23 protein-coding genes are annotated in these 22,341 nt (G+C 37.6%); 3 read left to right on the top strand and 20 right to left on the bottom strand.

Translation table 11 applies throughout. The annotated features are described in order from the left end of the window. Positions 1-36: 36 nt before the first annotated feature. From ESV24_RS00520 to flxA, 20 genes are all read right to left on the bottom strand, one after another. The gene (locus tag ESV24_RS00520; protein WP_111813383.1) at positions 37-1,239 is read right to left on the bottom strand and encodes a beta-ketoacyl-[acyl-carrier-protein] synthase family protein; all 1,203 of its coding nucleotides are present in this window, start codon (positions 1,237-1,239) and stop codon (positions 37-39) included. 63 nt (positions 1,240-1,302) lie between these two features. Further along, complete coding sequence (locus ESV24_RS00515; RefSeq protein WP_111813381.1) at positions 1,303-1,560, bottom strand: phosphopantetheine-binding protein; 258 nt, start codon at positions 1,558-1,560, stop codon at positions 1,303-1,305. Beyond that, on the bottom strand, positions 1,557-2,174 hold the full coding sequence (locus ESV24_RS00510) for a 3-oxoacyl-ACP synthase (RefSeq protein ID WP_111814086.1): 618 nt from the start codon (positions 2,172-2,174) through the stop codon (positions 1,557-1,559). The genes ESV24_RS00515 and ESV24_RS00510 overlap by 4 nt, the downstream gene beginning before the upstream one ends. Positions 2,175-2,199: 25 nt before the next feature. Beyond that, complete coding sequence (locus ESV24_RS00505; protein ID WP_111813379.1) at positions 2,200-3,294, bottom strand: methyltransferase; 1,095 nt, start codon at positions 3,292-3,294, stop codon at positions 2,200-2,202. 10 nt (positions 3,295-3,304) lie between these two features. After that, positions 3,305-4,453 carry a beta-ketoacyl synthase N-terminal-like domain-containing protein gene (locus ESV24_RS00500; RefSeq protein WP_111813376.1) on the bottom strand — a complete coding sequence of 383 codons (1,149 nt, stop codon included), beginning with the start codon at positions 4,451-4,453 and terminating at the stop codon, positions 3,305-3,307. Positions 4,454-4,456: 3 nt separating this feature from the next. Beyond that, the gene (locus ESV24_RS00495) at positions 4,457-4,885 is read right to left on the bottom strand and encodes an acyl-CoA thioesterase (protein ID WP_111813374.1); all 429 of its coding nucleotides are present in this window, start codon (positions 4,883-4,885) and stop codon (positions 4,457-4,459) included. After that, a complete protein-coding gene (locus tag ESV24_RS00490; protein WP_111813373.1) occupies positions 4,875-6,143 on the bottom strand; it encodes an ABC transporter permease in 1,269 nt (422 codons plus the stop codon). Before ESV24_RS00490 ends, ESV24_RS00495 begins: the two co-directional genes overlap by 11 nt. Continuing rightward, positions 6,136-6,879 (bottom strand): ABC transporter ATP-binding protein, encoded by a 744-nt coding sequence (locus tag ESV24_RS00485; protein WP_111813371.1) that lies wholly within the window; start codon positions 6,877-6,879, stop codon positions 6,136-6,138. Before ESV24_RS00485 ends, ESV24_RS00490 begins: the two co-directional genes overlap by 8 nt. 216 nt (positions 6,880-7,095) lie before the next feature. Beyond that, positions 7,096-8,091 (bottom strand): BtrH-related acyltransferase DarH, encoded by a 996-nt coding sequence (gene darH / locus ESV24_RS00480; protein ID WP_111813369.1) that lies wholly within the window; start codon positions 8,089-8,091, stop codon positions 7,096-7,098. A gap of 3 nt (positions 8,092-8,094) precedes the next feature. Continuing rightward, positions 8,095-8,496: a flexirubin biosynthesis protein DarG gene (gene DarG / locus ESV24_RS00475; protein WP_111813367.1), complete on the bottom strand. Its 402-nt coding sequence runs from the start codon at positions 8,494-8,496 to the stop codon at positions 8,095-8,097. Between the two features lie 2 nt (positions 8,497-8,498). Then, entirely contained in the window at positions 8,499-8,948 is a 450-nt protein-coding gene (locus tag ESV24_RS00470; RefSeq protein ID WP_235003957.1) for a hotdog family protein, read from the bottom strand. Positions 8,949-8,959: 11 nt separating this feature from the next. Beyond that, positions 8,960-9,397, bottom strand: coding sequence for a hotdog family protein (locus ESV24_RS00465; protein WP_111813363.1), 438 nt, complete (start codon positions 9,395-9,397; stop codon positions 8,960-8,962). Next, positions 9,398-10,531 (bottom strand): dialkylresorcinol biosynthesis protein DarB, encoded by a 1,134-nt coding sequence (gene darB / locus ESV24_RS00460; protein WP_111813361.1) that lies wholly within the window; start codon positions 10,529-10,531, stop codon positions 9,398-9,400. Next, positions 10,531-11,448, bottom strand: coding sequence for a hypothetical protein (locus ESV24_RS00455; RefSeq protein ID WP_111813359.1), 918 nt, complete (start codon positions 11,446-11,448; stop codon positions 10,531-10,533). The genes darB and ESV24_RS00455 overlap by 1 nt, the downstream gene beginning before the upstream one ends. A 3-nt stretch (positions 11,449-11,451) precedes the next feature. Continuing rightward, positions 11,452-12,333 carry a lysophospholipid acyltransferase family protein gene (locus ESV24_RS00450; RefSeq protein WP_111813357.1) on the bottom strand — a complete coding sequence of 294 codons (882 nt, stop codon included), beginning with the start codon at positions 12,331-12,333 and terminating at the stop codon, positions 11,452-11,454. An 18-nt stretch (positions 12,334-12,351) separates the two neighbouring features. Continuing rightward, positions 12,352-12,594 carry an acyl carrier protein gene (locus ESV24_RS00445; RefSeq protein WP_111814084.1) on the bottom strand — a complete coding sequence of 81 codons (243 nt, stop codon included), beginning with the start codon at positions 12,592-12,594 and terminating at the stop codon, positions 12,352-12,354. A gap of 2 nt (positions 12,595-12,596) precedes the next feature. Beyond that, positions 12,597-13,817 (bottom strand): beta-ketoacyl-[acyl-carrier-protein] synthase family protein, encoded by a 1,221-nt coding sequence (locus ESV24_RS00440; protein WP_111813355.1) that lies wholly within the window; start codon positions 13,815-13,817, stop codon positions 12,597-12,599. 12 nt (positions 13,818-13,829) lie between these two features. Further along, positions 13,830-14,582 carry a flexirubin biosynthesis SDR family reductase FlxB gene (flxB, locus tag ESV24_RS00435; RefSeq protein ID WP_111813353.1) on the bottom strand — a complete coding sequence of 251 codons (753 nt, stop codon included), beginning with the start codon at positions 14,580-14,582 and terminating at the stop codon, positions 13,830-13,832. A gap of 74 nt (positions 14,583-14,656) precedes the next feature. Continuing rightward, complete coding sequence (locus ESV24_RS00430; protein ID WP_111813351.1) at positions 14,657-15,790, bottom strand: WG repeat-containing protein; 1,134 nt, start codon at positions 15,788-15,790, stop codon at positions 14,657-14,659. Between the two features lie 148 nt (positions 15,791-15,938). Beyond that, positions 15,939-17,465 (bottom strand): flexirubin biosynthesis tyrosine ammonia-lyase FlxA, encoded by a 1,527-nt coding sequence (gene flxA / locus ESV24_RS00425; RefSeq protein ID WP_111813349.1) that lies wholly within the window; start codon positions 17,463-17,465, stop codon positions 15,939-15,941. Between the two features lie 102 nt (positions 17,466-17,567). On the opposite strand from flxA, the gene ESV24_RS00420 reads away from it, so the two are divergent. The 3 genes from ESV24_RS00420 (at position 17,568) to ESV24_RS00410 (ending at position 22,025) form a co-directional block, all read left to right on the top strand. Further along, positions 17,568-18,812 (top strand): NAD(P)/FAD-dependent oxidoreductase, encoded by a 1,245-nt coding sequence (locus ESV24_RS00420; protein ID WP_111813347.1) that lies wholly within the window; start codon positions 17,568-17,570, stop codon positions 18,810-18,812. 76 nt (positions 18,813-18,888) lie between these two features. Further along, positions 18,889-20,016, top strand: a complete 1,128-nt coding sequence (locus ESV24_RS00415; RefSeq protein ID WP_111813345.1) for a helix-turn-helix domain-containing protein — start codon at positions 18,889-18,891, stop codon at positions 20,014-20,016. An 89-nt stretch (positions 20,017-20,105) separates the two neighbouring features. Further along, the gene (locus ESV24_RS00410) at positions 20,106-22,025 is read left to right on the top strand and encodes a T9SS type A sorting domain-containing protein (RefSeq protein ID WP_111813343.1); all 1,920 of its coding nucleotides are present in this window, start codon (positions 20,106-20,108) and stop codon (positions 22,023-22,025) included. Positions 22,026-22,341: the final 316 nt, after the last annotated feature.

Raw genomic sequence — 22,341 nt, 5'->3', positions numbered from 1 at the left:
ACTATAAAGATAGACTAATGTCAAGTTTTTTTTTAGCTAAGATTTCTTCGAAAATATTACAGTGGAACAATTCCCCCCAAAACCAAGCGAATTTGAAAGGACCGTATTCAATTCTTTTTGCTTCAATTCCGTTTGCGGAATTATTGAAAATTCCTTCATCGGAGTTTTAAAATTCAGGTTTGGGAAAATAACATTGTGCTGTAATGCCAAAACTGAATAGACCGCTTCAATGGCTCCAGCAGCAGCCAACGTGTGACCTGTATACGCTTTTGTTGAACTGAATTCCAGCAAATCTTCGCCAAAAACGCGAAGTATCGCTCTGCCTTCCGAGAGGTCATTATTGCCAGTCGCAGTGCCGTGGGCATTTATATAGTCAATTTCCGAAGCTTTTAAACCTGCAACTTTCAATGCTTTTTCCATCGCCAAAGTTGCACCATCACCGTTATCCGAAGAAGCGGTTTGATGAAAGGCGTCGTTGGCATTTCCGTAGCCTTTTACGTAGGCAAGTACTTTTCTGTTTTCGGCTTTAACCACTTTGTCACTTTCCAAAACCAAAAACGCTGCTGCTTCACCCAAATTCAAACCTTTTCGGTTTTCATCAAAAGGAGTGTTGTAGGTATCACTTAAAATCATTAATGTTTTGAAACCATTGATTGTAAATTTTGAAAGACAGTCTGCACCCCCGACCAAAACTCTGTCCAGCTTTCCAGATTTAATCAAACGTGCGCCCAACATTATTGCATTTGCTGCGGAAGAACAAGCAGTACTAATTGTTGTCACCAGGCTTTCTTCAATCCCTAATTGCTCAGCAATTTTCTGTGTGGAATCGCCTGCGTGGTGGCTTTCAATGTATTTTTGGGGAGCTTTTTCGGTAAGATATTCGTAATAATATTTTTCGGTCATATCCATTCCGCCCACGCTGGTGCCGGAAACGATGCCTGTTTTGTATTTTTTTATATCGGTAATTCCAGCATCTGCAAATGCTTCCTTTGCGGCTATGGCGCCGAGCATTGCGGTTCGGGAATAGTTATTTTCTGGCGGAAGATTTAATTGGGCAATCAATTCATCATTGGTGAATTTTACTTCACCCACCATAATTTCACTGCGCTGGATGGTTTCAATATTGTCAACTCGGGTGATGCCTTTTTTGCCATTTATGAGCGCGTTATAGTTTTCTTCAACATTGTTGCCAATGGCAGAAATAATGCCCATTCCGGTTATGGCTACGCCTTTGCTCATTTAAAATAAGAGGTTTTGTAAAAGTTAAATAGGCTTCGACTGCGCTCAGCCTGACATTCAAAATTACTTCGTGCGGTGTTCTTCAATATAATCTGCCATTACCTGTACAGATTCAAAAATCTTTCTACCCTCTTTTGGGTCGCTCAAGCGGATGCCGTAATCTTTGTCCAGCATCACAATAAGTTCCAATGCGTCAATGGAATCTAAGCCTAGACCGTCACCAAAAAGCGAATCGTCGTCTGCAATCTCTGCAACTGAAACATCTTCGAGATTTAATTGTTCAATGATTTTTTCTTTCAATTCTAGTTTTAAGTCGCTCATAATATGTTATATAATCTGTTTATTTCTTCAGTGTTATGTTCAATTTCGCCTTCATTTTCAACTAAATAGAGAAAAGCATCGTAGCTGTTTTCATCTAAATCTACCCAGCCGCAGAGTACTTTTTCGGCCTTTCCACTTCGCAATAAACTATTGGCGTAAAGTTGCAAATGCTCTGCGTTAAAGCGGTCAAAGATAAAAAAACTATTTTCAGAATGCAGTCTGTGTTTTATACTTATCTCTCCCAAACAAATATTGGGCAAAGTGTAAACAAAAAGTGCAGGACTGGGAAAATATTCAGCATCGTTTTCAATCGCTGCTTGGTGCTTTCGGTCTGTGTCCAAACTGGAAGCTTTGTTTGAAAAAATGAGTGCGATGTTGTTTTCTTCTTCGTTCAGGTTTTCATTTTTCAACAATACATCTGCCGCTAAAAAAGCCAATTTGCTTAGGTTGTCCATTTTAAAAAACTTGGGATAATCCGTTTTCAAAAACTTGTATGCATTCTTTATAAAAGCTGAAAAATCTTCGGAATCATCATTAAAAATAGTTTGCCCATTGACCGAAACAGTTTGGCTTTTTATATGACAATAGCTTTTTATGTGAAATTCTTGAAGCAACACGAATATTATTTATTCAAATTTTTCATAAAGTCTCCTTGGGGGATCTTAAGACATTCTTTTTGCAAACTAACATAGTGTGGTATTCCCCAAGTTTTATGTCTTCCTGAACTTGCAGTCCTGCTTTTTCAATCAATTTTAAAAATACACTTGACGGATACATTTTGCTGTTTCCGTTAGCAAGTACCGTAAAATACAGCGAAGTAGCTTCCAAAATAAATTGTGTTGATTTAAAATTTTGTCTATCGGTAAAGGTTTCAACGATAATCAACTCAGCATTTTCATCCATTGATTCGGCGCAAGTGCTCAAGACTTTCAATATTTCATCTTCCGAAAAGCAGTCTAAAAATTGGCACATCCATATAGTATCAGCATCTTTTGGAATCTGTGGATTTTCAGAGAGCCAATCTATGGGATGGCCCGTAATTCTATCTTTAAATCCATTGCTTTCAGCATTTGCCAACGCAATATTCAGTTGGCCAGGCAAATCGACGATTTTCACATTAACTTCGTCATTGAAATTACAGCATTTAATAGAAAATTTGCCAGTGTTTCCGCCAATATCAAAGAGTGTTTTTGGCTTCTTCTGAAATATTTTTTCAAGTGCATCCTCAAAAATACCGTCAGAATAGTGGTGGTCAAAATCAAACCAAGATTTTTGTTCCGCAGGTTTTAACTGTGAAAGTCCTTCATAAATAGTTGGCCACTGCCCAAGTTCTTTAAGCCCTTCGGGTTTCCCGCTTTTAATTGAGTCATTTAAATAGAACAAACCTTTATAACAAACATCATTTGTAAAATTCAGGTTCACGCTAGCCGTGGTATTGTAGTTGAGAAAATAACCCACTTTGGTCAGCTCGTACTGTTCATCCTCATTTTTAGAGATGATATTCGAGGTTTCCGCAATTTCCAATAATACGCCAACGCCATATGGGCTTAACATTAATTTTTCGGAAATCTCTGCAATTGTAGGACCGCCCGTTTCCCGGTTATCGAAAATATAATCGAGAATCCCAAGTTTCCGAAGTGACACTGATGCCTGAAAAACAAATGGCGCAAAAGCAATCCGATGCGCTTCTTCCAAAGCCTCAATAGCACTCATTTTTTTGGTTGTTGTTTGCATTTATGGTTGGTTAGTTGGTTGTTTTGCTAAAAATCACAGCCGAGTTGCAGCCTCCAAAACCCGATGCAGTTTTAAGGAATATGTTCAACTTTTTTGGCGTATTGGTTTTGACGATATTAATTTTTTTAGAAACGCCAAGTTCGTCAAATCCTTTGGATATAAAAAGCGTGTTTTTTTCCATAGAATGCATTCCCACAATGGTTTCCAACAATCCTGAAGCGCCCAAAGTATGCCCAAAAAACCCTTTTAAACTATTGAGCGGCACATTTTCCATTCCCAATCTGTTGAACGCTATTGCCTCCATTTCATCATTAAATGGCGTGGCGGTGCCGTGTGCCGAAATATAATCTATTTCTGCAGAAGTGATATTTGCCTCTTTCAACGCAGCTTTTACGCTTCGGAAAAGTCCTTCGCCCGTTCGGGATGGCCCTGAAATGTGGTTCGCGTCGTTGCAGGTTGCATCACCCAAAATTTCAACGGCTTCTTTCGAAAGGTTTTCTTTTGAAGAAGTAACCAGTACACTGGCAGCAACTTCCCCGAGATTTATTCCAATCCTATTTTTATCGTACGGTTTGCAAGGTTCTGCCGATAAAGCTTGAAATGAATTGAAACCCGAAAGTATAAACTGGGTCACCAAATCGCCGCTGGTTATAAAAACGTGATCGTATTTTCCTTCAGAAATAAATCGCTTCGCTACTGAAATTACCAAAACACCCGAAACACAGGCGTTTGAGAGTACAATTGCTTCATTATTAAAGCCGAAAAAGTTTTGGATTGTTTTCCCAAGTTCACTTAGATAGGCGCGGCTTTCGGGAAAATTGCTATCTTTTTCAAGTACATCGATATTTCCTTTTGTTGTTGAAATCAGCAATCCTACTCTTTCATTTAAAGGAATATTTGAAGCAGTTATTACTTTTTTCAACGAAAGGATCATCATTTGCTCCAGCTTCGTAAATTTTGAAGTATCTCCAATTTTATTGAATTCGCTCTCTATTTTTTCCGAAGAAATTAAGGAAGCACAAAAAGGTTCGGGCAACAACGAAGTGTCTTCATATTTTTCAAGCCCCGAAATGCCTTTAGAAATATTTTCAACTACCGTTTCGCTGTCAAAACCAAGACTGCTTAAAATATTGTTATATGAAACGAATGTTTTGGCCATTTTCTACAGTCCCATTTTCTTCTTCCAATTAGCAAAAAACTCAGGTTTTGTAAGTGAAAGCTCGCCTTGTTCATTTAAAAAAACTTGGATGGTTTCACCTAAGCAAACAAGTCTACCTTTTGGGTCAAAAATTCGATAATGAAAAATCATTTTTGCCGCCGGCGAAGGAATAAATGTTGTTTTAATCGTTGCCACATCGCCATAACGCAACGGTAACTTGTGCTCGCAGGAAGATTTCACAATTGGCGAAGTGTATCCGTTTGCCTTTTGTTCTAAATAGGAAATACCGTGCTCACGTCCAAAAGCCTCGCGACCATCTTCAAAATACTGAATATAATTGCCGTGCCATACAATTCCCAAAGGATCTGTTTCGGTAAACCGAACGCGAATTTCAGAAGTAAAGCTTATTTCATTTTTATTTTCAGACGGCATTTTTTCTTCTATTATAAATTATTGCTATTGCGGTTGTTGCGAGGAAGAACAACAATAATAACGAAATTTCAGGAAGGATTTTAGCAAAATCCACATTTCTTAAAAATACATCGTAAAACGCTTCCAAGCCCCAATTCATCGGGGAAATTTTGGAAACCAATTGCATAAATTTCGGCATAACAAAAACGGGAACCCAAACACCACCGAGTGCCGCCAAAATAACGACCGAAGTTGCTCCAAATGGCGCGGCCTGTTCCTGTGTTTTTGCGATTGTACCCATAAGCAATCCCAAACCTATTGCGGCCAAACCAGAGAAAAGCGCGACTACATAAAGCATCGGTAATTTTCCCGAAACATCAACTCCCGGAAGGCCGATGGCTGGGAAAAGATAAATTCCAACAAGCAGCATCAACGTAAATTGTATCAAGCAAACACACAAATAAACAATAGTTTTTCCGCCTAAAACTGTGGCGTAACTCACGGGATTGGTCCGAAGCCTCACAAAAGTTCCCTGATTTTTTTCCTTTACCAAATTAATGGAAAGCGGAACAATAATGAAGAAAATAGCAAACAGCGTCCACGCCGGAACGTTGTGCTGGGCTGAGTTTGGGATGATTTCTTCGTTGTTTCTTGTGGGTAGAATTTCTTTGAAAGCGATAAAGTTTTCGGTATCAAAAATAGGTTCTGCATCATCTTCGCCCAATTCGGTTTGAAATGCTTTGTAAATGCTTTGGGTTTCAATTTTTGAAATCATTTTATCAATGCCGTTTTTAACCGAAGATTTAAAACTAACCTGCGTTGCGGGATCAAAATATAATCGAACTTCTTTTTGCGGAATCGTTTCTTTTGTAACTACCAAAGTATCTTCTTCCAAGCCGAATTTTGACAAAATACCCTCTACATTTTGATCCACTTTCTTTTGAAGTGATGCGGAAAGATTTTCCGGAATCACAATTGCAAGTTGGTATTCTCCAGAGAAAACAGCTTCTTTGGCCTCTTCTTCGGAAGATTTCTGAAGAATTTCGAACGAATTGGATTCGGAAAGATTTTCAATTATATTTTTTGAAACTTCGCCTTTGTCATTATCAACCAAAAGCACCGGAATTTTTACGTCACTGATGGTTTTGAAAGTACTATCCTGCACTAAAGTGATGACAATTAAAAGCAAGATTGGCATAATAAAAAGAATTGCAATTCCGCCCAAATCGCGTATCAGCAGCAGTAATTCTTTATATGTTGACGCCCAAAGTTTATGCATGATCGCGAAGGGCTTTGCCAGTTTTTGCCAAAAATACATCTTCAAGGTTATGGGCTCCGCTTTGGTTTTTTATCAAATCTGAAGGGACACCTTTTATAATGATTTCTCCATTATCAATTATGGCGACGTGGGTGCAGAAAAATTCCGCTTCGTTTAAATGGTGTGAAGTGTAAACTATTGTTGTTCCTTGTTTGTTCAGTAGTTTCAAATGGTCAATAATCACGTTTTTTGATTGTACGTCAACACCAACCGTTGGCTCATCAAGAAATAAAACTTTTGGTTGGTGAAGAATTCCAGCAATCAAGTTTACGCGCCGTTTCATTCCGCCGGAAAACGTATCGGTTTTTTTATGGGCAAATTTTGAAAGACCCATTACTTCGAGATGCTCATTGATGGATTCTTTAAGAATTTCGCCCTTAATCCCATACATACTTCCGAAATATTGTAAATTTTCAAAAGCAGTAAGCGTCGGGTAAAGTGCATATTCCTGAGGAACAATACCAATCAATTGTTTTAATTGATTTTTGTTTTCCTTAAAATTTGATCCGTTTATAGTAAAAGAACCCGAAGTAGGTTTTAAAAGTGAAGTCAACATTGAAATTAGCGTGGTTTTACCCGCACCATTCGGGCCGAGCAAGCCGTATATTTCGCCATCTTCAACTTTCAAATTAAGGTCTTTAACCGAAAAGTATTCGGCGCCTTTGTATTTTTTTGAAAGTTGGTTTATTTCTATCATTGTCCCCCTCAATCCCCCAAAGGGGGACTTTATTATTTATTTTAATCCCGATGCGATTTAATATTTATAGAAAGGATTTCAAAAAAGCGTGTTCTACCCCGACGGGGTCGTATCTTTTGCTAAATTTTATTTCTATAAATATTTGAATCCTTCAGATTCAGTACTATATAATTGTTTTTCATATTAACTAATAACTCAATAACCATTAACCCTTTTTCAAATTGCCTTCTTTAGCTTCTTAAAAAACACTTTTTCCAAATCTGCAATACGGTCAAGTTGATCTGCTACTTTATTATAACTATCAGTTTGGGCGCTTCTATTTTTGTAGATTCGTGATGCTTCAAGAGCGAAATCGCGCCACAAATCGCCAATCTCGGTCATTTCTTTGGAAAGTTCAATTAACTTTTCGTTCACGAGCAACTTCCCAGCCTCTTGTAAAAATGCTGCATAAATATAACGGAAACCTCCACCGCCGGTGCCAATTTCTTCCTGCATCCGAACCACTTGTCCCAAATAATGATTAGCGGTTTTAATGCCTTTTTGCTTTGGCCATTTTCTAATTAGACCAGCTATTTTATGAATTCCTCTCACTCCAACAAATGAAACTGGCGCTAACATTGCTTTGCAAGTATCTTTAATTCCTTTTACAATTGCTTTTTCAAGTTCCAGTTTTTCTGGAAAAGCGATTGGATAATACATATGCCCTTTTGGTGCGAAGGCACCTTTTGCAAATCGCACTTTTTCCAGTTCTTTATCAGAAAGAGAAGTAACATTTTCCATTACCGGATCACTGATTAAATAACGATTGCCTTCTTTCCCGTAAACCACCATATTGTGCGCATTGAAATGGAAACGATACTCATCCGGGAAATACACCAAGTTATAAACTCCAACTTGTAATCCAACAGGATTATTTTTCTCAAGATTTTCATCCAAACGTGCTTTTGCTTCTTTTGGATTACTGAATTTTTCGCGTTTCATTTTAACGCCAGTGCGCTTCGCGAACTTCTTAAAAATATGTCCTGGCAACGCGCGATAGGTAATAACGGGTGCGTGATTCACTTTCAGCAGCGGAATATAGCAAAACAACAAGCCACTGCCAATACCAAAAACCATAGGTTCACTAACGCTGAAACCATTGTGTTTCATCAAGTTTGAAACCACGCCGTTTTCGCAGTGGGCTGATTGGTGGTGGGTGAAGTCTATTTCCATTCTTTATTTTGAAATGTTCTGAAGTTCATTAATTGAAATCTCAAAAACCTCAGCGTACTTACTCAATTTTTTATCGCTCAATTTTTTAAAAACGGAAGGTTTGAAATGTCGTTTCACTTTCCATTGCCAAAAACCTACATAACTTGCCAAGATGCCAACGTCCATTTTGTGGAGTTCCATATAATATTCAATGGGGCTTGTTTCGCCTGCGATTACACGTTTTTTTGCGTCTTCAATACGTTCGTTTATTTCTTCGATTGCATTGTTTAATGCTACAGTTTTTGGTTCCCAACCGCTGCTGTTTTCAGTGATATATTCGCCATTTTCATCAACGGCGTAACAGAGCTCGCGGAAATTTGCGGACTCTAGGTTGCTTTTGTCCTGTGGCACTTCTTTTTTCTTCATAATCAGACTTCATGGATTAAAAAATTCATCGTAGAAGATACAATTAATATTTCAGCGAGGAATGTTTCGGTTTCTAAGCTACACATTGTCATTCCGCCTGTGTCAAATCGTGACAGGAGTTTTGCTTTTGTAATAATAGTTTCACCAGCTTTTGGCTGTTGAAAAATTTCAACCTTTTTAATGGCGCTTATATAACCAACAAGTTTGTTTCCCTTTCCTTCCAAATCATCCTTTTCAAAAAAACTTTGTCCCACCACCGCGGAAGCGGCTTGGGCAGCATTTTCAATCAATCCTGTTTCAGAAAGTTTTCTCTCTTTCAAAAAAACACAATTCTCAGAAATATAAAATTGGGTGGCAACTGAATCTTCGTCAATTTCCAGTACCGAAGTAACCATCAGCATTGGTTCACGATGCGGTAGAAAGTTGGAAATATCGAGACTTGAAATATCCATTGCTTTCATCCTTAATTGGCCAATACGGTTTTCATTTCACCGGAAGCAATTATCTTTCCATCGCACTCGGTTTCAGCGGTTACCAAAGTAACCCCCATAATATCGTGAAGAATTATTACCGTGGTTTTCAACTCTTTTCCGACTGAAGGAAATTCAAAGATTTCAGCCTTTTTAATTGCACCAATGTAGCCAGTTGGGGGATCTTCTTTTTTTAGAAAAAATTGGTAGCCTGTGTAAAGTGCAACGGTTTGTGCCATATGCTCAATCAAGCCTGGCGCAGTGAATTTATTGTTTTGTGTGAAAATATTTTCTTCGGAAATGGTCAAACCAGCAACTACTTTTTTTTCTTCAAAATGAAGCAGTTTGTCCACCATAACGAAAGGAAATTTCTGCGGAATCAGTTTTCCGATGAAATCTTTGTCCGTTATTTTTTCGGTGAAAGTATTCATTTACACAACCGTCAAATAAGCGTAAGAATATGCAAAACGTGCGCTCTCGGGTACTTGAAGAAAAATTCTATCGCCTTTTTTAAGTTTTCCGGAATGCACTAATTCTTCCAACATTAAATAGATGGAACCGGCGCCAACATTTCCCACTTTTTCGAGATTTAAAAACCATTTTTCCCAAGGCAGATGAAGGCCTTGGCGTTCAATTTCGTTGTAAAGATTTTCCTTGAAATAATAGGAAGATATATGTGGCAAATAATAATCAATATCGTCTTCGGTTATGTTGTGCTTTTCCATAGCCAGCTTCATACTTGCAACTCCTTTTTGAAGGATGTTTTCTCCAAGTAATTTCACATCCTGCTTCATTGCAAAAAGCGATTTTTTACCCCAAACATCCGCTGGGTACTCGCTCCAAGGTTTTAGGCTGCCGTCTTCAAGTTTATCACCGCCGGCATACATACAAGTTTCAAGCTCAAAGGCGTAACTATAGCCCTCCATCCACTCAATTTTCAATGGTGTTTCTCCGTTTGGCTCACTTTCCAAAAGAAATGCTCCCGCTCCGTCAGAAAGCATCCATCTCAGAAATTCTTTATTGAAGGCCAATATTGGGTTTTCATCTATTTCTTGTAAATGCGCTACTTCGTCTTCAAAAATATCAGACTTCATCCAAGAAGATGTTCTTTCGGAACCTGTGCAAACGGCATTATTTACTTGTTCAGATTTTATGGCCATAAAGCCGTATTTTAGAGCGTTCATTCCGCTGCAACATGCTCCCGATGGGGAGTTTATTTCAAGATTTCCATTCTTTAGAAAGCCATGAACCATAGCAGCGTGGCTCGGTAAGATTTGGTCCGGGCTGGAGGTGCCGCAGGATAGTAACTCAATTTCGTTTTTGTTGAAAGTTTCATCGCACAATGCTTCCACAGCTTTTGCCGCAAGTTGTGCGTTATTGTGTGTTACATTTCCATCTTTATCAATGGCGTAATAACGTGTTGTAATTTGATTGTTTCGAAGGATAATACGACGTGCCTTTGAAGTTTTGCCATTGATAACACCAAGTTTTTCTTCCATAGATTCGTTATCTACGGGTTCGTTAGGTAAAAACTTCGCAATCCTTGTTATGTATACGTTCTTCATTAATCTTGCTTTAATGCAACTGATGAATAATAGGCTTTATCTTTCTGTATTCTACGGTACATTGGGATATAAGTGAGCAAAAATACAATAAATACTATTGGGGCTATAAGCCATATTGCAAATAACAAATAATATTTAAAAAAAACGAGCCATTTCTTTCTTTCTTCGCCTTCTTTTTTTATTAAATGATTGGCCCATTTTGTGAAAACAATATTGCCTCGAATATCGGTTGCAATTAAAGACGGCTCCACATTTACGGCGCCTATTTCTAAAAGATTATCTTGAAGGTTTGAATACTTATTTTGAAGTAACGCGTTTTTAATAGGAATCCCAAATCGAGATGCGGTATCTATATCCTCATCGGAAACTCCTGGTTTTGGAAAGATGCCGAGCATTTTTGTTTTTTCACCTCCCATAAGCCAATGAACAATGGTTATAACGCTAATGTGATTGATGTTTCTATCAACCAAAGCAATATTCCCAACTAGTCGTGCATTTTTTGCCACCAGTAATTTCTTTATTTTTTCCTGTGCCATTATCCACATATTCCGGTTAGCTGAAACTGTTATAACTGGTGTATTTGCGAGTAAATTATTTGATTCTTGAGACTTTAAAAACGAATTGATTGGTATGGAAGGTGTTAAGTACCATGTGGTATAACCCAAAATAATCAAGTCGTATTTTTTGTGAAGAATTTCAGCAGGAATAGTTTCAAAGGGTGCTGGTATTTGAAGAAAAGTTTCGGGGAAGGCGTTATAAAATTCTGTCTCTGTCCAAGGGAAAGGGAATTTTTTCTTCGGAACAATTTCGTAATAGGAAATATTTACGTTTGCATCTGAAATGGATGATGAAATATTCTTCAGAATATCAAAAAGTTGCCCAGTTTGTGAATAGTAAATTACTAGTACTTCCTTCATTTCTTAATCGTTTGTATCCCAAAAATCAAAATAGTTAAACCACTGTAACGGATATTTTTTCAGCATCCACTCAACGCTCTCGGTATATTTTTTTAGTAAGCCTTGCGCGTCGCGATTTTTTACTTCGGCACGGCGGGCGTATAAATGATAATGTTTGTTTGTTTGTTTCATAACATAAACAAACAAAACTGGTACGTTTAGTCTGCTTGCCAATAAAAAAGGACCTGCTGGAAAATTTGCCTCCTTGCCCATTAGCGATTCGGTCATAACTTTTTGTCCCTTCATATATCTATCTCCGGTGAAACAAACCAATTCCCCGTTGGTCAAGGCGTTATTGATTTCAAAAATATGCGACATGTCGTCCTTCACCAAAATAAACTTCACTTTGGAACGTATGGTTACTTTTTCCATATATTCCTTAATGTTTTGGTGTTCCACATCTGTAGTCACCAGACTTATTTGTGAGCGGGTATCTATCTCTTCAAAAAAGAATTCAGCAATTTCAAAGTTACCCACGTGTGCGCTAATTAAAATACCGCCCTGCTTTTTATCTAAAAGGTCAATAATGTTTTCAACCCCATCACATTCTTGGGTAAACCTATTTTTAAGCCCAGAGGAAATTGCAGCCTTATCAATAATTGTTTTCCCGAATGTATAATAACTTTTAAAGATGCTAATAAGACTTTTTGAAGCGGAGTATTTAAGTCTTTTTTTAAAATAATAATGAATGGAGCGAGTGCTCTTTCCTGCAAAGAAAACGTAATATAGTGCAACAAAATAAAGCAGACCGTATGCCGCACGAACACCTAATTTTTGTATAAAGAATATAAATATTTTATACCCTAAAACGGTTCCTTTGCTTTTGCCCTCCCATTCACCTGCCATAAATAATTATTACAATTTTCAGGCAACTTTCTTTTCAATTAGATCGTAAAAATCTTGGAGTGTTATAACATTAATGAAATCCTCACCAGTCAATTTCACGCCAAAGTTAGCTTCAATGGCAACTACCAAATCTACAAAGTCCAAGCTGTCCAGTTCCAAAGTTTCCTTAAGATTGGCCCTTGGTGAAATGTCATCGGATTCTACCTCAAACTCATCTACCAAAAAGTAGTTTATCTTTTCTACTATAACTTCTTTGTTCATTTTTAATGTTTGCATTTTTTAATAATTAATGCGGAATTGGTTCCCCCAAAGCCAAAAGAATTCGACAAAAATACATCAATTTTTCTATTTAACGTTTTGTTAACAAGGTTTAATTTTGAAGCAGCTTCGTCTGGTGTTTCAAGGTTAATATTTGGTGCGATGAAAGAGTTTTCCATCATCAACATGGAGTAAATTACCTCACTTGCGCCTGCCATCCAGCATTCGTGGCCCGTCATAGATTTAGTTGAGCTAACATAAGGGCCATTTTCTCCAAAAACCTCGGTGATTGCAAGGGCTTCGTTTGTATCGCCAACTGGCGTGGATGTGGCATGTGCATTTACATAATCTATTTCTGAAGCTTTAACATTTGCTTGTTTCAACGCCATTTTCATGGCTCTTGCAGGACCGTCAATGTTTGGGGTTGATATATGCTCTCCGTTTGATGAAAAACCATAACCAATAATTTCACCTAAAATTGGTGCCCCACGTTTTATTGCGCTTTCGTAGCTTTCAATTACCAATGTTGCTGCTCCACCGCTTGGCACAAGTCCGTCGCGGTCTTTATCAAAAGGACGACAAGCCTTTGTAGGATCTGGTTGGGTAGAAAAAACCCCCAAGCCATCAAAGCTTCCCATTGCCAGTTCATTAATTTCTTGTGCTCCGCCCGAAATGATGCAATCCTGCAATCCATTTTTTATTAGGAAATATGCCATTCCGATGGAGTGTGAACCACTGGCACATGCGGCGCTAATTGTAAAATTTATTCCTCTTAATTTAAAAATAGTTGAGAGGTTCATTGTTACTGATGAGTTCATTGCCTTGAAGATAGCTCCAGAACCAACAAGGGTTGTATCTTTCTTCTCACGAATTTTATCCACAGATTCAATTACAGATTTTGCTGTGCTATCGTTTCCGTAGAGGATCCCTACTTCGTTTTCATCAAGGTACTGTTGGTCTATTTTTGCATTTTTAAGTGCTTCAATAGTTGCGGCATAGGCATAGGCACCTTCTTCTCCTAAACTAACACGCTCTCTACGTGAAAGCTGTTCTTTTAGGTTAGGCTCTTCCACCCAACCCGTTAAACAGGAGCGATAACCAAATTCTTTTCTTTTTTCATCGCATATAATACCCGACTTACCGTTGTACAACGATTCTTTAACTTCCTGCAGATTTTTGCCAATGCAGGAATAAATGCCCATTCCAGTAATTACCACTCTTCTCACTTCTCCTCCTTTTTATGAATAAATTCCTCCATTAATATTAATTACTTCCCCTGTTATGTATGAAGCTCTCGAAGAGGCTAAAAAGCTAACAAGATTTGCTACTTCTTCTGCCTCGCCAAAACGATTGGCGGGAATCATTTTCTTTAATTCTTTTTCGTCAAGCGCAGCGGTCATATCACTTTTAATAAACCCGGGCGCTACTGCGTTCACTGTAATATTGCGTTTTGCAACTTCCTGTGCCAATGCTTTTGTAGCACCAATCACCGCCCCTTTTGCTGCAGAATAGTTTACTTGACCGGCAGTACCCTTCAGGCCAGAAACTGAAACCATGTTAATGACTCTTCCATATTTATTGACCAAAAGTTTTTGGATCAACGCATTGGTAACATTGTAAAAACCATTTAAACTGGTATCGATTACATTATGCCAATCTTCAGGTTTCATCCACATAAACAGACCGTCTTTAGTAATTCCCGCATTATTAATTATTACTTCAATAATAGCATTTTTATTTGCTTCGTGCCATAGATCAAATGCCTTATTTACTGCTTCAGCGTCAGTAACATCAAATTGGATTATTTCTCCTTTGCCACCGTTCGCTTTAACTTCTTTCAAGGTTTGCTGCGCAGCTTCTCTGTTTCCGTTATAATTTATAAGAAGGCTGTAATCTAAGTCTTTTGCCAATTGAATACAAACTGCACGGCCAATACCCCGCGAACCTCCTGTTACCAATGCGTATTTCTGTTTTGTTTTGTTCTCTTCCATTCTTATTTTTTGAAAAAACCTACAAGGAGGCTACCTTTGTCGGCAACACCTTGCAGGTTAATAGCATCTTTATTCTACTTTGAAGTATCTACGAAAGCTTCAGCATTTTGGTGCCATTTGCCAACCACTTGGCCGCTTTCATTAATGAATCCCCATTCTTTATTTTTCTTTACGCGGGCAAGTCCGTTTTGAAATCCCTTGTCAGATCCGCTTTGTAAAAATCCAAACATTCCTACGGAAATATCATATTCCATCGGGATTACAAGCTTTCCTGTTTTATCAACAAAGCCCCAGAGCTTTTTTTCTTTTACCGGAGCTAAGCCGTTATCAGAAAATATTTCGGCATCCCGGTATTTAGTGTCAATTACTTTTTCACCTTTTTCGTTTATGAATCCCCACTCTTTTCCTTCGTTCACGGGAGCCAGACCTGCGTTAAAGGCACGAACTTTATCATAACTGGGCTGGATTATCCATTCGCCTTTGGCATTTATATAACCCATTTTTTTATTGCTTCGAGCGTAAGTAAGCGGAGAATCATTTGTGAAGTCAAAAATTTTATCTGCGCCTTCAACTAACGTAAAAGTTCCGTTGTTGATTACTCCAAAACTTTCACCTTTTCTCGCCCATATTCCGTTTTTACTGAAATCGCCAACTTCCAGATATTCTGCAGGTACAATTACTTCACCCTTATTATTCAAAAGCCCCCAATTTTCACCGCTCTTAAATTTTGCGTGACCGTTATTGAATCCTTTTATTTCATCATACTTTGGTTCCAAAATGGTTTTACCACTAGTATTGATTAACCCAATTTTATCGCCGCTTCGAAGTATTGCCACCCCATTATCAAAATCATAATATTTATCGGACACAGGAGTGCTTAAGGTTTCGTTTTTTGAATTTATGTATTTCCATTGATCGTTTTCAAATACTAGAGCGTAGCCAGAATTAAAAGCTTTTACGCGGTCATATTGCGGCTGGATAGCCCATTCTCCGGAAGTGTTTATAAAACCCCACTTTCCGTCTTTCATTGCTGCGGCGTGATTGCCCGAGAAACTGTCTGCTTTTTCAAACTGTGGTTGAATGGCGTACTCGCCAGATTTATTGATGTATCCGAAAAGATCATTGTCCCGGACCAAAGCAAGTTCCTGTGCAGAAACAGCGGTTATTCCCAACAAGAGAATAAGCGCAAAAGTAAAAATTGTTTTCATCTGTATTTAATATTAGGTTAGTAATGGAAGATGGAACACCCTAATTAAACATCTTCTGTTGCTTCGTTATTTTTAAGTGGGCGTTTCATAATTATCTTGACTTTAAGTTAGTTGAAGAGATTGAAACAATTTACAAAATATTCTGAAGTTAGTTACGGGAATCCATTAAAAACTCTTTCACCCGGTTCACGTAGGGGTACATAACCACATCTTCCTTGAAAACAGGAACAATCGCGCGGATTTCATCATACATTTTTTTTGTTTCGGATGAAACCTGATCCTGAACTTTTAGATATTCTATTGCCTGAATGATGGTGATAAGTTCAATTGCAACCACTTCGAAAGCATTTTCAATTACCTTTTTAGTAATGAGCGCAGCATTTGTACCCATACTTACAATATCTTGATTGTCATTGTTGTTTGGGATGCTGTGAACGTACATTGGGTTGCTGAGCATTTGGCTTTCGGCAGTAGTGGAAGTAGCAGTAAATTGAACACCCTGCATCCCGAAATTTAGCCCAAGCTTTCCGAGATTCACAAATGGCGGGAGAATATCGTTTAATTTTGAATTGAGCAGATAATTCAATTGGCGCTCAGAAAGCATCGTCATTTTTGCAACAACTATTTTCAGTTTGTCCATTTCCAACGAAACATAATCGCCGTGAAAGTTTCCGCCGTGGTAGACGTTTCTTTTTTCCACATCCACAATTGGATTGTCATTGGCTGAGTTTACTTCTTCAATCAATATTTTTTCAACCGAATTTAGTGTGTCCAAAACTGGGCCCAAAATCTGTGGCACGCAACGCAAGGAGTAATATTCCTGCACTTTTTCAACAAAAACCTCTTCATCTTTTGAGCCATTGTATAGATGGTGTTCACGCTTTCGGGTAAGACTGCTGTCTTTTAAATGGTTGCGCATCATTTCTGCAATTTGGCGCTGACCTTTATGTTTTTTAGTTTCGTTCAATTCAAAAGAAAGATGATCGTCGTATGCTTTTACAATTTCGTTTATGGCGGAAGATGCTTTAATCATCCAATCCATAATTTGCTTTGTATAAAGCACATTTACTACGCCAATACCCGTCATTACTGAAGTTCCGTTCATTAACGCTAAACCTTCGCGAAGCTCAACTTTTATTGGTTGCAGATTTTCTAATTTGAAAACTTCTTCAGTATTTCGGCGTTCACCCTTGTAAAAAACTTCGCCTTCACCAATCAGCACTAACGCCAAATGGGCTAGCTGCACCAAATCGCCACTGGCGCCAACGCCACCGTGTTCGTAAATTAATGGGATAATGTTTTTGTTAAGCAGTTCACCCATCAATTTAATGACTGAGGGATGAACGCCACTGTTGCCGAGGCTCAAGGTGTTCAACCGCGCAAGCATCGCGGCGCGAATGTATTGCGCCGGTATTGGATTTCCCGTGCCGGAAGAATGGCTGCGGATTAGGTTATACTGTAGCTGGATGCGTTCGTCATCCTTAATTTTATACTGCGCCATTGGGCCGAAACCCGTATTAACACCGTAAATAATCTTGTTTTCAGAAAATTCTTTTAGAAAGTCAAAACTGTTTTGAACCCTTTCTAGTATATCTTTGTGAAGTTGGACTGTATCGTTTTTGAAGATTATTCTTTCAAAGTCGGCAAGTTCAAGTTTTCCTTGTAATGTTGGCATTTATAGTTGAATCTAATGTTTTATTAAAATTTATTTTCTCAAAAAAATTGGTAACTTTAGATTGCAAATTTAGAATATTTTAACAATCTATATATTAATAATATGAATGATATTGCTGTTGATGTGTTAATTATTGGTGCTGGACCTTCAGGTTGCGTTGCCGCCTCCTATTTAAAAAACAATGGAATAAGTTCCAAGGTAGTTGAAAAAAGTAAGTTTCCGCGTTTTGTAATTGGCGAAAGTCTTTTGCCACGTTGTATGGATCATTTTGAGGAAACGGGGCTTTTGGATTGTTTGATGGAGAAGAATTTTGAAATAAAGGCAGGTGCGCGATTTTTGAAGGATGGCATTGTTTGTAATTTCGACTTTGGAAAAAAACACACTCCGGGATGGGACTACACTTGGCAAGTACCTCGCGCAGATTTTGACAATACGCTTGCAAAAGAAATTGTGAAAAAAGGCGTGGATGTTTCCTTTGGGCACGAAGTAACAGCAGTTGATTTTGACAAAAACGGACAATCAACCACCACAGTAAAAGACGAAGACGGGAGCGAATATAAAGTAAATGCAAAATTCATCATTGATAGCAGTGGCTATGGAAGGGTTTTGCCACGGTTACTAGATTTGGACAAACCTTCTTCACTTAATCCTAATTCTGCAATTTACACTCATGTTAAGGAAACTGAGCGCCCAGATGGAACCGAAGGAACACTTATTACTTTTGATGTTGTAAAAGATGAAGTTTGGCTTTGGGTTATTCCTTTTTCTAACGGAAATACAAGTATTGGTTTTGTAGGGCCAACAGAATTTATTGAATCTTTTGAAGGCACGAATGCTGAAAGGCTGCGCGAAATGCTGAAAATTTCCGACTATTATTATGATAGGTTGAAAGATCAGGAATTTCTTTTTGAGCCGCACGTTATCAAAAATTATTCAAAAGCCGTTAAGCAACTTTATGGAAAAGGCTATGCTCTAACAGGGAATAGCGCCGAATTTTTAGATCCTGTGTTTTCATCTGGGGTAACTTTTGCTACTGAATCTGGACTGAAAGCGGCCAAATTGATAACCAAGGAATTAAAAGGCGAAAAAGTTGACTGGGAGAAGGACTACTCCGGTTATATTATGAAAGGTGTTGATGTTTTCAGAACCTACGTAAGCGAATGGTATACGGGCAATCTTCAGAAAATATTTTTCCACCGCCCGGAAAACCCTGTGATAAAGGAACAAATTTGCGCTGTACTTGCAGGCTATGTTTGGGATGAAACAAACCCGTTCGTAAAAAACCACAACCGTCTAGTAAAGACGGTTGCAAAGGTTATTGATATGGAGAATGAGCGGGCTGGTTAAGCTTTTGTGATTTTTGGAACTAAAACGAAAGGTGAAAAAGATTATTACCTACCTTTAAAACCAACTAATCAATCATTTGGAATTAAATTTTTATAGCAGTCTTGTTATTGCGGGAATAATTCAGGGGGTTTTCTTGACCTTCTATATTTTATTGCTCGCAAAATATAGAACGCGCGCTTCCATCTATCTTGGATTATTAATTCTTATTATTACCCTTTCCATTCTTCAGGAATTATTATGGGAAATAGGCTTTGTAACGAGTCTTGAATATTATCTTCTTTTTGTGCCTTATTCTTTTGCAGAGGCAGCTTTGTTCTTTTTTTTTGTGATGACCTTTTTATATCCAGACCGAAAAAACACAAGAGTCGAAAAGCTATTTTATCTGCCTTTCATTATAGTGCTCCTTGCTAGTTTAATTTTTAAATTAGCGTATTTGTTCCTAGATATTACTGTTCCTTTTTTCATAACCACGTACACGGTTATGGAATTTATTGATACCTATGGGGATTTTCTTAGTATTTTTATGATTAGTCTAGTGCTACTGATTCTTTGGAAGCAAATAGAAATTTATCAAAAAAAGCCTGCGAAATATTATACTGAAATAGTAAAATCAAAACTTACGTGGCTAAAGATATTATTCATTCTACTGTTTATTTTCAATATTTTTTGGATGTATGCCACCATTGTTGGGGCTATTATAAATGAAAATGAATACCCCGCATATCTGCTGTTAATTTGTATTTCAATTATAATATACACTTTAGGATATATAGGAACTCGAAAAATTGGGGTACAGGAAGAACGAAGAAAAATAAGAAAGTCTTTTTATGTGAAACAGGACTATTCCATTTCCGAAGAAACCAAGGGCAAACATATTCTGTTATTCGAAAAAATGCTTATCGAAGAAAAGAAGTTTTTGGATTCTTCCATAACTTTAGAATCCATGGCAGAAGATCTTCAAATAAGTAGCAGCCATTTATCGCGAATGATAAATTCTGAATTAAAAACAACTTTTTCAAATTATATAAATCTTCTTCGGGTTAATGAGTCTAAAAAATACTTATTACAACCTGAATTTTCAGATTACACCTTAGTCGCTATTGGTTTAGAAGCTGGGTTTAATTCTAAGACTACTTTTAACACCACCTTCAAAAAAATAACAGGTCAAACGCCTTCCCAGTTTAAAAAAACTACTTCAAATTAGTTCCAATTTTTGCTATTTGCAGTAATCCGAACACCTAAAATACTAGAGCACGGTACTTTCGATTCATAATTAATTTAAAACCAAATATTATGAAATCGTTCAAAACAATTTTTTCGGCACTTATTTTATGTGCAATCTTTCAACTCTCGGCAAATGCCCAATTAAAAACTTTTAACAATAGTACTGGTAACAATCTTTGGGAAGATGCAGCCAACTGGTCTCCTGGTGGCGTACCACAAAATTCAAATGATGTATTAATTCCATCTGGTTTTGAGGTTAATGTAACTGTTGGAACTGTAGCGAATGGGCTTACCTTAGAAGCCAATGCAGTGCTTAATATTGTGACCGGTTCAGAATTTAGAACTTTTGGTGGAGCAACTTATGCAGCAGGCTCTATTATTAATTTTGAGGGAGGATATTTTAGCAGTTATAATTTTTCTGCTACTATTGATGGTCAACTAAATATTTTTGGAGCTGACCCAAAACATCTGGCAGGCAATATTTTGATAAACAATCAGATGAATGTTGCATCTGGAGTATTAGACTTAGATTATAGTGGAAGCGCCAGCCAATTCTTAACAATTACTTCAAGTGGAGTAATGACCGTGGGTGATGCCAGCTTTGCCAGCGCGCCTTTTGGTGGGCTTTTAATTAATGAGGGATTGATTCAAAAAACATCAGGCACTGGATCATTTACAATTAGTAGTACGTTTGAAAATAATGACGGCACCATAAATATAGATAGTGGTTCTATGATTTTATCTTACAGTGGAACTTTAACAGATGGCATATACAATGTAAATTCAAATGGATTTTTAGAATTAAATGGCTTAAATAGATATTTTATAATCGGAACCCTTGCAGGACAATTAGATGGTCCGTTTATAGTTGATGGTGCTGGTTTGAGAGTCTTTAACAATGGCGAAAATTTTCTTGATTTCTCTGGACCAGCAGGAGTAGTATGGCGTGGAGGTGCTCTCTCTGCACAAGCAGCAGCAGGTACTGTTTTAGTGAATAATGGACTAATAAATTTCACAGGAACGGGCAGCCAACAAACACAACTTGCAGGCGGTGCGGTATTTAAAAATGAGGGTATTATTTTATTCGATGCAGCAGCAAACAATCTTTCTATCGGACAAGGTTCAATATTCGAAAATCGTGAACTCGGTGTTATTACAGTTGTAGATGGTGTTAATATTACTGGCGGACCCTTTATAAACACAGGTCTTATCCAAAAAACAACTGGAACAGGCACTGCTACCATAAGGACGTTAACTAATAACAGTCCGGGAATTTTGAGTATTGAAATAGGAAATATGGATTTTGATGACAACTTTGAAGGCGATGGTATTGTTACAGGAGCAGGATCTATTGGCACAAAATATAACACAGAAATTGGGCAAACTATAGCACCAGGAAATAACGGTGTGGGAACACTAACTTATAACAATTTATTAGATTTTGAAGCCACCCCAGATTGTATTTATCAGTTAGAAATTAATGGTACCGCAGCAGGAACGGAGCACGATGTATTTGCCATTACTAATAAAGCGAGGTTATTTGGAACACTGGATATTATTCTAGGTTATAATGCACAGTTAAATGATGAATTTGTGATTATGACGTTTCCAAATAGAAATGAATGTGAACTCCCTGCACAAGTTACAGCAACCTTTGGAAATGGCACTTATACGTATGATGTTGTTTGCAACTCAGATAACGTTACTTTAAAAGTAGTAAACATTGTTTTGGGCCTAGAGGATAATCGACTTTCAAAAACAGTTTTATATCCCAATCCAACTTCAGGAAATTTTACTATTGATTTAGGAAAAAATTATTCAGAAATAAATACAACCATCACAAACATCCTCGGGCAAGTAATTACTAATGAACGATTTGTAAACACCGATACCTTCGAAGTAAACCTTCAAGGTAGCCCGGGGATTTATTTTGTGAATTTGAAAACTTCAGAAGGTTTTTCAGAAACTTTAAAAATTATTAAAGAATAATCAAGACCCTTTATCTCGGAATAAACCTTTAATTCAAATTAAAAAGACAAAGCCCTTAACTAATTATAGTTAAGGGCTTTTAAAGTTGGCCCACTAGGGGTCCCTTCGGCTGCGCTCAGGATAAACTTCTCGCCCTACAAAAATTTAGTGAAAAGAAAAATCCCAACCTTTTTCAAGATCGGGATTCAATTTTTGTTGGCCCACTAGGGCAAGGTATTTTTTAATCCATCTTCACATAAATTACTTCAACCTATTGTTTTTATTAAGTATTCATAGTACTTTGCAGTCATCAAATAAAAAGTTCAATTAAGTTAAA

Source organism: Aequorivita lipolytica, assembly GCF_007997135.1.
Classification (GTDB): Bacteria; Bacteroidota; Bacteroidia; order Flavobacteriales; family Flavobacteriaceae; genus Aequorivita; species Aequorivita lipolytica.
The sequence above is the reverse complement of the archived record's forward strand: the minus strand, read 5'-3'. Positions and strand labels throughout refer to the sequence as shown.

Bases quoted from the DNA above. Each gene is read 5' to 3' on its own strand.
- ESV24_RS00515 (WP_111813381.1), bottom strand. From the start codon at position 1,560: ATGAGCGACTTAAAACTAGAATTGAAAGAAAAAATCATTGAACAATTA.
- flxA (WP_111813349.1), bottom strand. From the start codon at position 17,465: ATGCCAACATTACAAGGAAAACTTGAACTTGCCGACTTTGAAAGAATA.
- ESV24_RS00450 (WP_111813357.1), bottom strand. From the start codon at position 12,333: ATGGCAGGTGAATGGGAGGGCAAAAGCAAAGGAACCGTTTTAGGGTAT.
- flxB (WP_111813353.1), bottom strand. From the start codon at position 14,582: ATGGAAGAGAACAAAACAAAACAGAAATACGCATTGGTAACAGGAGGT.
- ESV24_RS00470 (WP_235003957.1), bottom strand. From the start codon at position 8,948: ATGGATATTTCAAGTCTCGATATTTCCAACTTTCTACCGCATCGTGAA.
- darB (WP_111813361.1), bottom strand. From the start codon at position 10,531: ATGAAGAACGTATACATAACAAGGATTGCGAAGTTTTTACCTAACGAA.
- ESV24_RS00465 (WP_111813363.1), bottom strand. From the start codon at position 9,397: ATGAATACTTTCACCGAAAAAATAACGGACAAAGATTTCATCGGAAAA.
- ESV24_RS00485 (WP_111813371.1), bottom strand. From the start codon at position 6,879: ATGATAGAAATAAACCAACTTTCAAAAAAATACAAAGGCGCCGAATAC.
- DarG (WP_111813367.1), bottom strand. From the start codon at position 8,496: ATGAAGAAAAAAGAAGTGCCACAGGACAAAAGCAACCTAGAGTCCGCA.
- ESV24_RS00520 (WP_111813383.1), bottom strand. From the start codon at position 1,239: ATGAGCAAAGGCGTAGCCATAACCGGAATGGGCATTATTTCTGCCATT.
- ESV24_RS00505 (WP_111813379.1), bottom strand. From the start codon at position 3,294: ATGCAAACAACAACCAAAAAAATGAGTGCTATTGAGGCTTTGGAAGAA.
- ESV24_RS00495 (WP_111813374.1), bottom strand. From the start codon at position 4,885: ATGCCGTCTGAAAATAAAAATGAAATAAGCTTTACTTCTGAAATTCGC.
- ESV24_RS00455 (WP_111813359.1), bottom strand. From the start codon at position 11,448: ATGAAGGAAGTACTAGTAATTTACTATTCACAAACTGGGCAACTTTTT.
- ESV24_RS00410 (WP_111813343.1), top strand. From the start codon at position 20,106: ATGAAATCGTTCAAAACAATTTTTTCGGCACTTATTTTATGTGCAATC.
- ESV24_RS00430 (WP_111813351.1), bottom strand. From the start codon at position 15,790: ATGAAAACAATTTTTACTTTTGCGCTTATTCTCTTGTTGGGAATAACC.
- ESV24_RS00500 (WP_111813376.1), bottom strand. From the start codon at position 4,453: ATGGCCAAAACATTCGTTTCATATAACAATATTTTAAGCAGTCTTGGT.
- ESV24_RS00445 (WP_111814084.1), bottom strand. From the start codon at position 12,594: ATGAACAAAGAAGTTATAGTAGAAAAGATAAACTACTTTTTGGTAGAT.
- ESV24_RS00490 (WP_111813373.1), bottom strand. From the start codon at position 6,143: ATGCATAAACTTTGGGCGTCAACATATAAAGAATTACTGCTGCTGATA.
- ESV24_RS00420 (WP_111813347.1), top strand. From the start codon at position 17,568: ATGAATGATATTGCTGTTGATGTGTTAATTATTGGTGCTGGACCTTCA.
- darH (WP_111813369.1), bottom strand. From the start codon at position 8,091: ATGGAAATAGACTTCACCCACCACCAATCAGCCCACTGCGAAAACGGC.